Source organism: Proteus genomosp. 4 str. ATCC 51469 (assembly GCF_003144375.1).
GTDB lineage: Bacteria > Pseudomonadota > Gammaproteobacteria > Enterobacterales > Enterobacteriaceae > Proteus.
Genome location: NZ_PENV01000007.1, coordinates 97,848 through 113,740, shown reverse-complemented (window position 1 = coordinate 113,740; position 15,893 = coordinate 97,848). Strand labels below are relative to the sequence as shown.

Below are 15,893 nucleotides of genomic sequence, written 5' to 3'. Positions count from 1 at the left end.
TTAAAGAGCAGTGCAACATTCGCTGCCGTTTCCGGTCTTCTGCGTTGTTGCGAGGAGGCGTATATTACGTTATTCCTCTGAAGAGTCAAGAGTTTTTTCAAACTTTTTTCTTTTCTCTTTGCTGTCCTTCGTGGCTGTTGTCAGCTCATCGTCGGTCAGTGGATGCGCATTATAGGGAGATCTCGGATTAGCGCAAGTGTTTTTTTAAAATAATTTTCCGTTCGTTCAAAACACCAACAAGACGTATAAAAACCCAACAACCAAGGTGGAATATCACTCAATTTTGGCAAAATGAGAGGCAAATTCGCTTACTTTATTCCAATCCGTATATTCAATTTCTTTTGTAGGATCAGTTTCACCTTTAGTCATCTTCATAATTAGCTGGATCATGACTCTATCAATCCATTTATAGCGAGGATAAAAAAGTGCACCAGCAAATACACCCGTTAACGTTGGCTTCCATGGGGTCTTATCTAGAAACTTACGCATATAAGCATTCGTCTCAGGTGTGTTCTTTTCTTCTTTTCTGGCAGTAAGATTAACGCCAAAGAATGCGGTAGGCATACTATTCAATTGTGCAAGATGACGAGTGATAAATTTATCGAGAGCTTTATTAAAGTAACCATAACGAATAGAAGCACCCACTAAGACTTTATTATAAGCAGATAAATTTAAACTCTGCTGAACAGAAGTTAAATCTCTTACATCACATTCATAGCCGTGTTGTCTTAATTCATTCGCGATTTGTGTCATTATTTTTTTAGTTTGACCATCAGTACTACAATACAACAATAGCGCGCTCATACATCACTCCTTGTATTAGATTAATCACGCCAAAACGTTGGGGTAAATAACACTAATAATGTGAAAACTTCTAGTCGTCCAAATAACATTGTTACGACGAGTATCCATTTTGCAGCCGGATTCATTGTCGTAAAGTTATCAGCGACAATACCTAGTCCAGGTCCAAGATTATTTAATGTTGTTGCAATAGCAGAGAATGCAGAGAACTCATCAACCCCCGTTGCGATCAACAACATTAAGCTAATAATAAATACCAAAGCATAAGCGGAGAAAAATCCCCAGACGGCTTCAATAATACGTTCGGGTAATGCTCGATGGCCAAGTTTGATGGTATAAACTGCATTCGGGTGAACAAGACGTTTTAATTCACGATTCCCTTGTAGGAATAAAAGCAAGATACGAATGACTTTCAATCCCCCACCCGTTGATCCTGCACACCCACCAATAAAAGCAGAGCATAATAATAGAAGAGGTAGAAACGCTGGCCATTGTGCAAAACTGTCTGTTGCAAAACCAGCAGTTGTCGCCATAGAGACAACTTGGAAAAAGGCCTGGTTTATGGTTATCCATCCTGAATCATATACAGAATAAAGCCAAAGAATACCGCTGCAGATAATGACTAATCCCAATTGAATTGAGATAAACATACGAAATTCAGGATCACGCCAATAAATATTAAGGCTTCTTCCTGTTAATACAGCAAAGTGTAAGCCAAAGTTACAACCGGAAATTAAAAGGAATACACCAATAATGATGTTAATGGTTGGGCTATTAAAATAACCAATACTGGCATCGTGAGTAGAAAACCCACCAATTGCAATAGTTGAAAAGCTATGAGAAATAGCATCAAACACATCCATGCCGGCAATCCATAACGCTAAAGCACAAATGATTGTAAGTAAGACATAAATAAGCCACAGTGCTTTTGCTGTTTCTGCAATTCGAGGTCGCATTTTATTATCTTTCAATGGCCCTGGCATTTCTGCACGATAGAGCTGCATTCCCCCAACACCTAAAAGAGGAAGAATAGCGACAGCTAATACAATGATCCCCATTCCCCCTAACCATTGAAGCATTTGTCGATAAAACAAAATAGCTTTAGGTAAGGAATCTAGCCCTACTAAGGTTGTAGCCCCTGTCGTAGTAAGCCCAGAAAAAGATTCAAAAAATGCATCTGTAATAGAAAGGTGTGGTTGCTCAGAAAAAATAAAAGGTAATGCCCCTACACTGCCCAATACAGTCCAAAATAAAACCACAATAAGAAAGCCCTCTTTAGGCTTTAGCTCACTTTTCTTATGTCGGTTGGGGATCCACAGCATTAACCCAATGATTAATGCGACAATAAATGTTTGGCTAAATGCTCGTCCGGCACCATCTCGGTATATTAATGCGACAATACCAGGAATGATCATCGTGACAGAAAATAAGATAACGAGCAGTCCGACAATACGGGTTATTGAACGAAAATGCATTTAGCGATTTCCTTGGTAGCAAAGATTATTCATTTTTATCTAATGGGATTAATTGCATACTGCCACGACTCATATCGCGTAGTTTAATTTCCACTTCACCACTATGTACAGCTGGCAATGAAAGGGTAAATGTAACTTTATCAGTATATTCACTTGAGAGCACTTGCCCTTGATATTGTTCAACGACTTGTTCAAGTAATGAAACAAGTGAATATTCACACTCCACATTAAAGCGCAATTGTGGCACTTTTGTCTTTGTAGATAAGATTTTTAATGCCTGCTGAACACCACTACCATAAGCACGAACCAACCCGCCTGTTCCTAATTTGATCCCGCCAAAATACCGAACAACCACTGCGGTTACTTCCCCCATTCCACTTCCTAAGAGGGGAGCTAGAATAGGTTTTCCCGCAGTACCTGTTGGTTCACCATCATCAGAAAATCCTAATTGTTGCGAATCATCTGGCCTACCAGCAACAAAAGCCCAACAGTGATGTCGGGCATCAGGAAATTGCTCTTTGATAGACTGAATATAAGCTTTAGCTGCATCAATACCCTCAGTGTGAGCAATAAATGTAATAAAACGGCTTTTCTTTATTTCTTCACTGAATTCTACAGTTTCAGCGGGGATCAAATACGCTTTCATCAGGCTAAGTGTAAGTCTCTAGTCATATTTTCAATTTTGTTATCGTGGATAATAATATTATCTTCAATACGAATGCCACCAAAGGGTTTGAAGTGTTCAATTTGCTTCCAATTAAAATGAGTGCTGTATTTTCCTTCTTTCCAAGGCTCTAATAAAGAATCGATGAAGTAAAATCCAGGTTCAATTGTTAATACCATGCCTGGTTCAACAATACGGGTACAACGTAAGAATGGATACATAGCAGGAGCTGCTAAATGAGTTCCTTTATCATCTTGCATAAACCCAGCGGCATCATGAACTTGCAGACCTAAAGCATGTCCTAAACCATGAGGCAAAAATGGTGTCGTTAAGCCAGCACTCACCATCTCTTCTTCACTAACACCTTTCACAATACCGTATTTATTGAGTAATCCAGCAATACGTTGATGCATTTGAACATGATATTCCGTGTAACGCACACCCGCTTTCATCGTTGCGATCAACGCTTGTTGTGCATCATTCATATCTTTAACTAAAGATGTAAATTCATGATTTTCTTTTGCACTATAAGTACGAGTTATATCAGCAGCATAACCATTATATTCTGCGCCAGCATCAATAAGGAAACTACGATATTCATCTGGTGATTCATGATCTAATTTTGTGTAATGCAACACAGCCGCATGCTCATTTAATGCAACAATATTCCCATAAGGTACATCGGTATCACGATGACCTGTTGCCATTAAGTACGCCATATTAATATCAAATTCACTTAATCCCGCTTGGAAAGCTTCGCGTGCAGCAATATGTCCATTCACTGCCATTTTCTGCGCTTCACGCATACAGGCTAATTCATAACCTGTTTTATAGGCACGATAGTAATGATAATAATTAAGAAGAGATTGATTGTTAATATTATCAATACTCACACCTAATGATCCCGCTCGTTGCGAATTTGGGCCAATATAAGCAGTATTCTTATTGATATAAGGAGTAAGTTCTTTTTGAATATCATCAACATTTTTGAGATGAATTAATTCAATTTCATGCGTCCAATAGCTATTTGGTAGGGCTTCAACACTATGCCAATAATCAACTGGAGAATAAAACCATAATTTTGGTTTATTAACACCATCGACTAATAACCAGCAATGAGGTACATCAGTCACAGGTACCCATGCTTTAAAGTGTGCGTTAACTTTAAAAGGATAATCACTGTCATCAAGAAAAATACGAATAGGCTCACCAGAATGAATTAATACGGAATCAAGATGGTGTCTGGATAAAGCATCACGAGTACGATTTTGTAGAGTTTTGATATGTTCTTGGTACAGAGAGAGCAATTTTTCCATTATTAATTACCTTATCTTATTCATTGTTAATGATTCAGCTTAACACGCCAACTCTTTTAGTGGCTAACACCATAACAAAAATAGATTATTAGCGATTTATTTCACTTATTTTTATCAAATAGAGCAACAATATAAAATTCAATGAGTTAAATAATTTCACTGTGATCCCCCCTGCAGTTTTTTAATCAATTATTTGCATTTATTTAACATTGTATTCACACTCTTATTATCTGGTCATACCAGTCTATACTTTTAGGGAGAATACAAATGCTCTATCAAAGCGAAAATATTCAAGTCGATTGGGTGAAACAAGGTATTGTTGAACTCGTTTTTAACGCCAAAGGCTCTATTAATAAATTAGATACCAAAACAGTTGCGATGCTAAGCGAAGCTTTAACCGTATTAGAGGCAACACAAGATCTAAAAGGTGTTATTTTACGTTCTGAAAAACCTGCCTTTATTGTCGGTGCTGACATCACTGAGTTTCTATCCCTATTTGATGCCCCTGAAGAAGAATTGACTCAGTGGCTACACTTTTCTAATCAGATCTTTAGTCGACTCGAAGATTTACCCGTTCCCACCATCTCTGCTATCAATGGTTATGCACTTGGTGGCGGCTGCGAATGTGTACTTGCAACCGATTTCCGAATTGCATCCCCTGATTTACGTATTGGTCTCCCAGAAACCAAACTTGGGATCATGCCCGGTTTTGGAGGTTCAGTACGTCTTCCTCGTTTAATTGGTGTCGATAATGCATTAGAAATTATTACTGCGGGTAAAGATATTGATGCTCAAACTGCACTTCAAAATGGGTTGATCCAAGCTATTGTGCCACTGGAAAACTTAAAAGAGAGTGCACTTTCTCTAATAGAGCAAGCGATTGACGGTAAGATTGATTGGAAGGCCGCTCGTTATCCGAAAACAACGCCATTAAGATTGACAGAACTTGAACATAAGATGTCTTTTGGTGTGGCTAAAGGCATGGTGATGAAAGTAGCTGGCCCTCATTATCCGGCTCCGATCACCGCAGTAAAAACCATCGAAAAAGCGGCTTTCCTAAATAGAGATGAAGCACTCGCTCTTGAAACTGAAAATTTTGTCAAACTCACGCGCACTGATGTTGCTAAAGCCTTAGTTGGTATTTTTCTCAATGATCAGTATGTCAAAAATATCACGAAAAAACGGAATGCAGAATTACCTAAACAAGCAGCAGTATTAGGTGCGGGCATTATGGGCGGTGGAATTTCCTATCAATCAGCCTTAAAAGGTATTCCGGTTATTATGAAAGATATTAACCAAAAATCCCTTGAACTGGGTATGAATGAAGCGCTAAGCCTATTACAAAAACGCCAAGAAAAAGGTCGCATGACCGCTGTTGATATGGCCAAAACACTCGCCTCTATTCAACCAACACTAAATTATGCCTCTGTCAGCGATGTAGATATTGTGGTTGAAGCCGTTGTTGAAAATCCAAAAGTAAAAGCAGCTGTACTTGCAGAAACAGAAGCATTATTAGCAGATAACGCGATCCTTGCTTCCAATACCTCAACGATACCTATCTCATTGCTCGCAAGATCCTTAAAACGCCCAGAAAATTTCTGTGGTATGCATTTTTTTAATCCTGTCCATCGCATGCCTTTAGTGGAAATTATTAAAGGCGAAAAAACCAGTGAAGAGACCATTAACCGTATTGTTAGTTATGCAAGCAAAATGGGCAAAACACCTATTATTGTTAATGATTGCCCTGGCTTCTTTGTAAATCGAGTCCTCTTTCCTTATTTTGCAGGATTCTCTCTATTGCTAAGAGACGGTGCTGATTTTATTGCTGTTGATAAAGTGATGGAAAAAGTATTTGGTTGGCCAATGGGTCCAGCTTATTTACTTGATGTTGTGGGTATTGATACTGCTAATCATGCTCAAGCTGTTATGGCTCAAGGCTTCCCTGACAGAATGGGAACAATTGAACGAGATACTATTGCACTGTTATATGAACAACAGCGATATGGGCAAAAGAATAATCATGGTTTCTATAATTACACGGTTGATAAAAGAGGTAAAAAACAGAAATCCGTTGATGAACAAATTCAAACACTCATTCAACAAAATGTGGGTAAAGCACAAGAGTTTAGTCAAGACGCGATTATTGCTCGCATGATGATCCCAATGATCAATGAAGTTATTCGTTGTCTAGATGAAGGTATCATTGCTTCACCGGCCGAAGCTGATATCGCACTAGTATATGGCTTAGGCTTCCCTCCTTTCCGTGGTGGTGTATTCCGTTACCTCGATACTATTGGAACAGCGAAATTTGTTGCAGATGCACAACAATATGCGTCATTAGGGCCACTTTATCAAATCCCTGAAAGCTTAAAACAAAAAGCGCAACACAACGAAACCTATTATCCAAAACCCACAAAAGTAGATGTTAACATCAGAGAACTCGCTTAAGGAGAGATGAAATGGAAAAGGTTGTCATAATTGATGGTATTCGTACTCCTATGGGACGCTCTAAAGGTGGTGCTTTTCGCCATGTTAGAGCAGAAAATCTCTCTGCTCATCTGATGCAAGCACTACTAAAACGTAATCCTAATATTAATCCTAATGATATTGGCGATGTGATTTGGGGTTGCGTACAGCAAACCTTAGAACAAGGTTTCAATATTGCACGTAACGCTGCATTATTAGCCGAACTTCCTCATAAAGTGCCGGCGGTCACGGTTAATCGCTTATGTGGTTCATCAATGCAAGCATTACATGATGGCGCTCGCCAAATTATGCTTGGTGATAGCCAAGTGGCATTAATTGGTGGTGTTGAACATATGGGTCATGTGCCAATGACTTATAATGCAGATTTTAATCCATCACTTAATCTTTCTGTTGCTAAAGCCTCATTTTCCATGGGTTTAACGGCAGAAATGTTAGCTAAATCATTCCAAATTTCACGTGAAGAGCAAGATAAATTTGCTTATCGTTCTCACCATTTAGCGGCTCTTGCAACACAACAAGGCTATTTTGATAATGAGATAGTGGCTATCAATGGTCATGATGCAACGGGTAATTTCATCAATGTCAGAAATGATGAAGTTATACGTTATAACCCAAGTCTTGATGATTTAGCACAACTGAAACCTGTATTTGATCCCGCAACAGGCTCTGTAACAGCCGGAAATTCATCCGCAGTTTCGGATGGTGCATCAGCGATGTTTATTACCAGTGAACGTTATGCTAAAGAGCACAATTTAAAACCTCGGGCTGTTATTCGTGCTATGGCTGTTACAGGATGTGATCCCGCAATTATGGGTTATGGCCCTGTTCCTGCCACAGAAATTGCATTGAAAAAAGCAGGATTAGCACTCAGTGATATTGATATTTTTGAACTCAATGAAGCTTTTGCAGCACAATCATTAGCTTGTATGAAGAAAATGAATCTACTAAAGAGCCTAGATGACAAGATTAATTTAAACGGTGGTGCAATTGCCTTAGGACACCCTTTAGGCTGCTCCGGTTCACGTATAACAACCTCGTTACTCAATATTATGGAACGTAAAGATGCACAGTTTGGCTTAGCCACAATGTGTATTGGATTAGGGCAAGGTATTGCAACGATTATAGAACGTGTTTAATGCAATATTTTGTATATCCACGTTCTTATCGTTAGGAAAGTATTCTTTTCGATTGCATGGTTAGAAACCATTTTCCCGCCGTCAGGGGCGGGTTTTTTTTATGGTTTTAAAAACAAAATCGATAATAGCGCGGTAAAACGTTATCAAATAAATTCAAATGCATCACTAAATAAACGAGTCTTATCTGCATTACGTTCATTACAAAAGCGCTCTCTAGCTATTTTGGCCATTTCAAAACGCCCTGCAATGTAAATATCATATTCTGATAAATCACCGAAATCTTCGCTTATAGCGGTTAATACCGTACCTTTCCTACCTCGCCAAGTCTCATCTGGTTGTTCAACAACGGGGATAACGGTTAAAGAAGGATGCAACTCTGATAATTCTTGTAATTCATTGAGATCATAGAGGTGAACGCTTTCTCTTCCCCCCCAATAAATTGTAATAGGTCGCTGTGGATTTTCAGCTAATGCTGCCAGTAAAATTGAATGGGTATAAGAAAATCCCGTACCTCCAGCAATTAATAGTAGAGGACGCTGACTATCTTTTTTAAACCATGCATTTCCATGAGGAATATCAATGGTGAGTTGCTGTTTTTCTAAAATCACATCAAGCACAGCCATCGCATAAAGATTGAGTTCAGACGCACCAATATGAAGTTCAATAAAGTCTTTATTTTCAGGTATAGATGCAATAGAAAAAGGACGTTTATCACGTTCATCCATAACGGCTAAAAGATATTGCCCAGCCTGAAAATCAAATTCGCCATCGGGTAATAGTCTTACCCGATAAACCGTATCTGTCATCGGCTCAACAAGTGAGACTTTACAATTCAGTATTGCCATGTTGTTCCTCTGTTATTATTTAAGAATATCGAGCTTTTCCCAAATAGTATCGACTCGTTGCTTAACTTCATCAGACATCACAATAGGTCTACCCCATTCTCTATCTGTCTCACCAGGCCATTTGTTGGTTGCATCAAGGCCCATTTTTGATCCTAATCCTGAAACAGGTGAAGCGAAGTCTAGATAATCAATAGGCGTATTTTCCATCATAATGGTATCTCTTGCAGGGTCCATTCTGGTTGTAATTGCCCAAATCACATCTTTCCAATCTCTTGCATTGACATCATCATCGCAAACAATCACAAATTTGGTGTACATAAATTGCCGTAAATAAGACCAAACTCCCATCATTACGCGTTTAGCATGACCCGCATACTGTTTCTTCATAGTCACAACGGCTAAACGATAAGAACACCCTTCTGGAGGTAGATAAAAGTCTACAATTTCAGGAAATTGTTTTTGTAATATAGGAACAAGCACTTCATTAAGTGCAACACCTAATACTGCGGGTTCATCAGGTGGGCGCCCTGTATAGGTGGAGTGATAAATTGCATCTTTACGGCGCGTTAAATGCGTAATGGTAAACACAGGGAAAGAATCAATTTCATTATAATATCCTGTGTGATCGCCATATGGTCCTTCTGGTGCAAGCTCGCCCGGTTCAATATAGCCTTCAAGGATAATTTCAGCACTTGCAGGTACTTCAAGATCATTCGAAAGGCATTTTACAACTTCTGATTTATTTCCGCGTAATAAGCCTGCGAAAGCGTATTCCGATAATGTATCAGGTACTGGTGTTACAGCACCTAAAATAGTAGCGGGATCTGCCCCTAATGCCACGGAAACAGGGAATCGTTCACCTGGATGTTTTTGACACCATTCTTGAAAATCTAAAGCACCACCTCGATGCGATAACCAACGCATAATCACTTTGTTTTTACCCAGTACTTGCTGGCGATAAATACCCAGATTTTGACGCTCTTTAAATGGGCCACGAGTCACCGTTAACCCCCAAGTAATTAAAGGTGCTGCATCTTCAGGCCAACAATGCATAACTGGGATCTTTGTTAAATCAACATCATCACCAGTTAAAACTACTTCCTGACAAGGTGCTTTACTCAAGCGCTTCGTTGGCATATTTAAAACTTGCTTAAACTTGGGTAGCTTATCAAAAAGATCACGAAAGCCTTTCGGTGGATCGGGTTCTTTTAGAAATGCCAATAATTTGCCGACTTCATGCAAAGCTTTAACATCATCTTGTCCCATTCCCATTGCCACACGCTCTGGTGTACCGAATAAGTTACAAAGCACTGGCATATCAAACCCTTTGGGATTTTCAAACAACAGCGCTGGCCCACCGGCACGTAAAGTTCTGTCCGCTATTTCGGTCATTTCAAGGTAGGGATCTATTTCAAAGGTGATACGTTTTAATTCACCTTTTTCTTCTAATAATGAAAGGAAATCTCTTAAATCGCGGTATTTCATCATAATCTTACGAGCCAGTGAGTGAAAGAAAAGAGGGCAATGCCCTCTTTGAGACGCTATAAGCTAAACGCATAACTCACTAAAATGCAATGCTTTTTATTTGATAGCGTTTACTATACTTATAAACAACGGAATGGAACCCATTCCGAAAGTAATTTAGTATCAAACTGTTCAGGAAATGTTTTTCCATGTTGGAAGATTTTAAAACCTTCATTTTTAGCGCTGTAATAATGTAATTCTTCGCCTTGAATATATAAGTAACTTCCTTCACGGATAGCCACAACAATCTCTTCAGGGTTAATAGCACAAAATTCAGCAATACGCTCATCGCGTGTCTCACCCATATGACCACTAATAGATGCATCAATGTAATGTGGGTTAATTTGGACAGGGAATAAACCAAGCGATGGCATAATAACAGAGGAACGTACTGGCATATCATTAGTTGTACGAATTGTCGGAGTTGCAACGTTACAACCTGCGCTCCAACCAATATAAGGAATATTACGTTCACGGACAGCACGTTGAATAGGAACAACTAATCCTTTTTCATGCAACATTTGGTTTAATAACCAAGTATTACCACCGCTAACTAAAATGCATTCTGCATTATTGATTGCATCAACTTCTGAATCGAAATGCTCAATACAAGTCACTTCAATACCTAACACTTCTGATAAATCACGAGCACGTTGGTCATGATCAGAACGAATAACAGCATAGGCAATTAATACAGCAGAACGAATACCACGTTTTTTGATCATGCTATCGATATTATCTTTCGCATAACTTAACCATCGTGGATCCCCGGCAATTTTTCCGTTACTTAATAAAAAAACTTCCATGACAGAACCTCTTTATAATTATGAATAGAATTCTAAGATAATTATCTTGAAAGCTTTTTCTTGTTTTTACCATCACTTTTTTGTCAACTTGTTACCTCTATCTGAGATCCAACTGAAAGTAACAAAAACGACCTCTTTTATTGCGTATGAACACAGCTTTTCTGTTTTTTTTCCGGTATAAAATTGCGTTAGGCTATTTTTATTTAAACCCAATAGATAACTGTTACCTTAATTATAAATTTGCTATTATCACTTAAATTAAAATTAACTAACTTATTGTCTCTATTATGAAAAAATGGCACTTGCTGTATTGTAAGCGAGGACAAATTCCTCGCGCTATCGAACACTTAGAACGTCAGCAAGTGGGCTGTTTCACACCGATGGTTACCATAGAAAAAATAGTAAGAGGAAAACGCACAGCAGTAACCGAGCCTCTTTTTCCTAATTACCTTTTTATCGAGTTTGATCCTGAAGTGATCCATACCACGACCATTAACTCAACACGTGGAGTGAGCTCATTTGTTCGCTTTGGACAATATCCTGTCACCGTTCCCCAAGATGTGATTGACACATTACAAATACCCCAACTTTCATCACTCACTTATAGCGAAGAAAATGTACCTCATAGTGGAGATAGCGTATTAATTACAGAGGGTATTTTTCAAGGGATCCAAGCTATATATCAAGAGCCTGATGGTGAGGCTCGCTCAATTTTGCTTTTAAACATATTAAATAGCGAAGTGAAAAAATCAGTGAGTAATAAAGAATTTAAAAAAGAGTCTCCCTAAAAAAATTAACCCAGCTATTGCTGGGCTAATATCATATGATTTCAGGAAACTTGTTCCTAAAACTATTTTTGCTGTTCTGTTTCAGCTTCCGCCTCTGCTTCCTCAGCTTCTTCTTCAGGTGTTTTTCTTCGACCGTTACCCACATAAAAACGTGATACCATGACACCGATTTCAAACAGTAAGTACATAGGTATTGCTAATAAGGTTTGAGAGAAAACATCTGGTGGTGTCAATACCATACCAACGACAAAAGCACCCACAAGAATATAAGGACGTTTTTTCTTTAATGCTTCTGGAGTTGTTACACCACTCCAGCACAGTAAGATAATCGCAATAGGTACTTCAAATGCCGCACCAAACGCCATAAATAGCGTCATCACGAAGCTGAGATATTTACTGATATCTGGAATAAAGTTAACCCCTTCTGGGGTTGTATTAACAAAGAAGCCAAATGCAAGAGGGAACACAACAAAATAAGCAAACGCCATGCCGAGATAGAATAATACCGTACTTGAAACAAGTAACGGCAACATCAGGCGGCGTTCATGTTTATACAATGCTGGTGCGATAAAAGCCCATACCTGATAAAGGATAACAGGCACAGAAGCAAAAACGGATACCATGATTGTCAATTTAATCGGAGTCAAAAAAGTAGAGGCAACATCTGTCGCACTCATATTTGACCCTTGTGGCAACTTATCGAGTAATGGAGCCGAGACTAATTGATAGATATCGTTAGAAAAATAAACCAGCCCTAAAAAAACCACTAAAACAGAAACCAAGCTATACATTAAACGCTTGCGTAGTTCTATTAAATGGCTGATCAGCGGTTGGGTATCATTTACTGCCATGTTTTAATGCTCACCATTAACCTGATCAGTTGTTTTTTTCTCTATCGTTACTGTTTTAGTAACAGGAACTTCTGTTTTTGTAACACTTTCTGCCACAACAGGTTTATGGCTGTTAGCATCATCATTAACTTCATCAGCTTCAGCAAGCGCAGCAAGATCAGAAGGTGAAGGTTCCGTAGAGTCGGTTTTTACAGACTGCTCTGTTGTTGAGTCTGGCGTTGAAGGTGCTTGATAAGTCTGCTTTAAAGACTGTGCAGCCTCTTTTAACTCATCCATAGACGCTTTTAACTCTGGCGATAGCGTTTGTAAATTTGCTTTCTCTTCAACTTTCTTCAAACTCTCTTGGAGTTCTTGAAGCTTCAGTTCTTGAGTTAGCTCATTTTGTACATTCGCAGCCAAAGAGCGTAGCGCTCTTACCCAGCCAGCAATTGTTTTTACTGCTACGGGCAAACGTTCTGGCCCCAGAAAAACAAGACCAATCACCATGACCAATAGCAGCTGACTAAAACCAATGTCAAACACGGTTTACACCTGCTCTTTGTTTTTGCTCTCAGTTGTAGACTTCTCTTCTGTTGAAGTCTTCTGCGCTAAATTTTTAGTATCAAAATCTGCGTCGTTATTTGTTTTTTCAGCGTTGTTGGTGTCTTTATCTGCAGCTTCGTCACCAATCGCTTTTTTAAAGCCTTTTACTGATGCACCTAAATCTGAGCCCAATGTGCGCAGTTTATTTGTACCAAATAATAAGACAACGATGACAGCGATGATGAGTAATTGCCAAATGCTAATACCGCCCATTTTATGTTCCTCAACTATTTTCGGGGTTATACTTAATAACAGTGCCCATTATATACAACGAATTCAATTTTCGGGAATCTCGAATTCATCTTTTAACTTGCTCAAAGACAAACTTTGATGCGTTTTTATTGTGCATTACCAGATCTAAACCAACCCAAAATCCATGCAAGAAGACCTAAACTGATAAAAACACTGAATAATGTTTTAAAACCAGAAACGAAAAACAGGCTACCGCATAAAAACAGTGTCGTACCTATACCCAATAAAAATAGAGACTGTCTTTGTTTGACTCTTTGCGAACTTATTTGTTCCGTCAATTTGTCTAGTGTTAACTTCATATTTTTATGTTGTTTCAGACTATCATAAACCAGCTCTGGTATCTCTGGCATTTTTTCAATCCAGTAAGGTGCCTTACTCTTTATGCCATTCATTAACGCTGTTATACCAATTTGGCTATGCAACCAATCTTCTAAGAAAGGTTTTGCCGTTTTCCATAAATCTAATTGTGGATACAGTTGCCGTCCAAGTCCTTCAACATAAAGCAATGTTTTTTGAAGTAACACTAACTGAGGTTGTACTTCCATATTAAAACGCCGTGCAGTATTGAACAGATTAAGCAACACATGACCAAATGAAATCTCAGACAGAGGCTTTTCAAAAATTGGTTCGCACACAGTACGGATTGCAAATTCAAAGTCTTCCACATTGGTATCAGCTGGAACCCAACCCGAATCAACATGTAACTCTGCAACTTTTCGATAATCGCGATTAAAGAAAGCTAAGAAGTTTTCAGCTAAATAACGCTTATCTTCTTTATTTAATGAACCAACGATACCGCAATCAATGCCAATATAATATGGATTTTCAGGGTGATCATAACTAATAAACACATTACCAGGATGCATATCTGCATGGAAGAAACTGTCTCTAAACACCTGAGTGAAAAAAACTTTTACACCACGCTCTGCAAGAAGCTTCATATTCGTCTTTTGTGCATTCAACGCTTCAATATCAGAAACAGGAATACCATAAATACGTTCCATCACCATCACATTTTCATGGCAATAATCTGAATACACTTCAGGGATATAAAGCATTGAGCTATTTTCAAAATTACGACGAAGTTGAATAGCATTAGCAGCTTCGCGCAGTAAATTTAGCTCATCAAGTAATGTTTTTTCGTATTCGCGGATCACTTCTTTAGGTCGTAAACGACGACCATCAGGTAAAAACGGTAATAAGTTTGCCAAGCGATACATCAAACGGATATCCGCTTTGATCACAGGCTGAATATCGGGGCGAATAACTTTTAGCACAACTTCTTTGCCGTTTTCTTTTAATTTCGCTGTATGAACCTGAGCAATGGAAGCTGAAGCCAGAGGTGTTTCATCAAAATCATCAAACCATTGGTCGATAGGGCCACCGAATGAGTTTTCGATATATTGTCGTGCTTTTTTACCATCAAAAGGAGCAACTTTATCTTGCAATAGCGCAAGTTGATCAGCAATTTGAGGAGGAAAGAGATCACGTCGAGTTGATAACATTTGACCTAATTTAATCCAAACAGGCCCTAATGTTTGCAATGCGAGTCGTAAGCGTTCACCTAATGGTTTTTCTGGATGCTTATTTTTGATCCAAAAAAGTGCTCGGCATCCTAATCTTGCAGGTAAAGTAATTCGATGTTTAGGAATTAATTCATCAAGCCCATAAGATAAGAATACCTGAATAATATGATAGAGGCGCTTTAACTCACTAAGGAGCATTATTTTTTCTCCAATGTGCCTAACCGTTTTTCTAGTTCGGCTGTTTGCTGTGCAAGTTGTTCTATTTCATCATAAAAATGGACTGTTTCTAATGCACTAGGTGCGGTTTTCCACTCTTCAATTAACGCATCACGTAAATAACCTTTTTGGTGACTCAAGAGTGAAGAAAATAACTGAACGCCCTTTCCTGCAACAACAGTCAAACTTTGCGCTGCTATATCACCAATATAAGGCGCCAAATATTGCGCGGGTTCCCACTGCGCCATATCTAGCAATGCAGACCAATTTTGAACAACCTGCATATCACCATCAATAGTAATATCGCCACGATTGATCAGTTCTGACATTTTCTGGCGATCACGAAGCTTAATCAGTGTGAGTAATTTTGTTTTTATCAAACAATCAGTTTCATCATCCCACTGGCTTAATACATCAACTTGTTGTTCGCTAAAGACTAAGTAGATGGAACGAGGAAACTCATTGATAGAAAGCGCCAACACTTTGCCCGCAAGGCGATTGCGGGCAGGTTTAAGCACATTTTCCTGATATAAAACATGATTAAGAGCTGTCTCCATTGATGCTGTTAACAGCGGATACAGCACTTGAGAAGCAATATCATGAGAAAAAGTGGCTTTTTCCATC

At 38.7% G+C, this 15,893-nt stretch carries 15 protein-coding genes; 3 read left to right on the top strand and 12 right to left on the bottom strand.

All coding sequences use genetic code 11. The features are described from left to right. Positions 1–273: 273 nt before the first annotated feature. Genes hemG through pepQ form a run of 4 tightly spaced genes read right to left on the bottom strand, consistent with a single transcriptional unit; the run spans position 274 to position 4,256 of the window. Entirely contained in the window at positions 274–804 is a 531-nt protein-coding gene (gene hemG, locus DK866_RS08925; RefSeq protein ID WP_109408608.1) for a menaquinone-dependent protoporphyrinogen IX dehydrogenase, read from the bottom strand. Between the two features lie 20 nt (positions 805–824). After that, positions 825–2,276 carry a Trk system potassium transporter TrkH gene (gene trkH, locus DK866_RS08920; RefSeq protein WP_072064491.1) on the bottom strand — a complete coding sequence of 484 codons (1,452 nt, stop codon included), beginning with the start codon at positions 2,274–2,276 and terminating at the stop codon, positions 825–827. Between the two features lie 25 nt (positions 2,277–2,301). Then, positions 2,302–2,922 (bottom strand): IMPACT family protein, encoded by a 621-nt coding sequence (locus tag DK866_RS08915; protein ID WP_109408607.1) that lies wholly within the window; start codon positions 2,920–2,922, stop codon positions 2,302–2,304. Next, a complete protein-coding gene (gene pepQ, locus DK866_RS08910; RefSeq protein WP_109408606.1) occupies positions 2,922–4,256 on the bottom strand; it encodes a Xaa-Pro dipeptidase in 1,335 nt (444 codons plus the stop codon). Before pepQ ends, DK866_RS08915 begins: the two co-directional genes overlap by 1 nt. A 267-nt stretch (positions 4,257–4,523) precedes the next feature. Between pepQ and fadB the strand changes: the two genes are divergently transcribed. Then, positions 4,524–6,704: a fatty acid oxidation complex subunit alpha FadB gene (fadB, locus tag DK866_RS08905; protein ID WP_109408605.1), complete on the top strand. Its 2,181-nt coding sequence runs from the start codon at positions 4,524–4,526 to the stop codon at positions 6,702–6,704. A gap of 11 nt (positions 6,705–6,715) precedes the next feature. Next, positions 6,716–7,879, top strand: a complete 1,164-nt coding sequence (gene fadA, locus DK866_RS08900) for an acetyl-CoA C-acyltransferase FadA (RefSeq protein WP_109408604.1) — start codon at positions 6,716–6,718, stop codon at positions 7,877–7,879. Positions 7,880–8,022: 143 nt separating this feature from the next. Here fadA and fre read toward each other — a convergent pair whose 3' ends face one another. From fre to pepE, 3 genes are all read right to left on the bottom strand, one after another. Continuing rightward, positions 8,023–8,724 (bottom strand): NAD(P)H-flavin reductase, encoded by a 702-nt coding sequence (fre, locus tag DK866_RS08895; RefSeq protein ID WP_109408603.1) that lies wholly within the window; start codon positions 8,722–8,724, stop codon positions 8,023–8,025. A 15-nt stretch (positions 8,725–8,739) separates the two neighbouring features. Then, positions 8,740–10,209, bottom strand: coding sequence for a 4-hydroxy-3-polyprenylbenzoate decarboxylase (ubiD, locus tag DK866_RS08890; RefSeq protein ID WP_109408602.1), 1,470 nt, complete (start codon positions 10,207–10,209; stop codon positions 8,740–8,742). A 119-nt stretch (positions 10,210–10,328) separates the two neighbouring features. Further along, positions 10,329–11,054, bottom strand: a complete 726-nt coding sequence (gene pepE / locus DK866_RS08885) for a dipeptidase PepE (protein ID WP_023583493.1) — start codon at positions 11,052–11,054, stop codon at positions 10,329–10,331. A gap of 287 nt (positions 11,055–11,341) precedes the next feature. Here pepE and rfaH point away from each other — a divergent pair, with 287 nt between their 5' ends. Beyond that, entirely contained in the window at positions 11,342–11,842 is a 501-nt protein-coding gene (rfaH, locus tag DK866_RS08880; protein WP_109408601.1) for a transcription/translation regulatory transformer protein RfaH, read from the top strand. 62 nt (positions 11,843–11,904) lie between these two features. Here rfaH and tatC read toward each other — a convergent pair whose 3' ends face one another. From tatC to DK866_RS08855, 5 genes are all read right to left on the bottom strand, one after another. Continuing rightward, positions 11,905–12,693: a Sec-independent protein translocase subunit TatC gene (gene tatC / locus DK866_RS08875; protein ID WP_109408600.1), complete on the bottom strand. Its 789-nt coding sequence runs from the start codon at positions 12,691–12,693 to the stop codon at positions 11,905–11,907. A 3-nt stretch (positions 12,694–12,696) separates the two neighbouring features. After that, positions 12,697–13,215, bottom strand: coding sequence for a Sec-independent protein translocase protein TatB (tatB, locus tag DK866_RS08870; RefSeq protein ID WP_072069491.1), 519 nt, complete (start codon positions 13,213–13,215; stop codon positions 12,697–12,699). Positions 13,216–13,218: 3 nt separating this feature from the next. Beyond that, positions 13,219–13,488 carry a twin-arginine translocase TatA/TatE family subunit gene (gene tatA / locus DK866_RS08865; RefSeq protein ID WP_006535549.1) on the bottom strand — a complete coding sequence of 90 codons (270 nt, stop codon included), beginning with the start codon at positions 13,486–13,488 and terminating at the stop codon, positions 13,219–13,221. A 125-nt stretch (positions 13,489–13,613) separates the two neighbouring features. Next, a complete protein-coding gene (gene ubiB / locus DK866_RS08860; protein ID WP_072069492.1) occupies positions 13,614–15,251 on the bottom strand; it encodes a ubiquinone biosynthesis regulatory protein kinase UbiB in 1,638 nt (545 codons plus the stop codon). Then, the gene (locus DK866_RS08855; RefSeq protein WP_109408599.1) at positions 15,251–15,892 is read right to left on the bottom strand and encodes a ubiquinone biosynthesis accessory factor UbiJ; all 642 of its coding nucleotides are present in this window, start codon (positions 15,890–15,892) and stop codon (positions 15,251–15,253) included. The genes ubiB and DK866_RS08855 overlap by 1 nt, the downstream gene beginning before the upstream one ends. Position 15,893 lies beyond the last annotated feature (1 nt).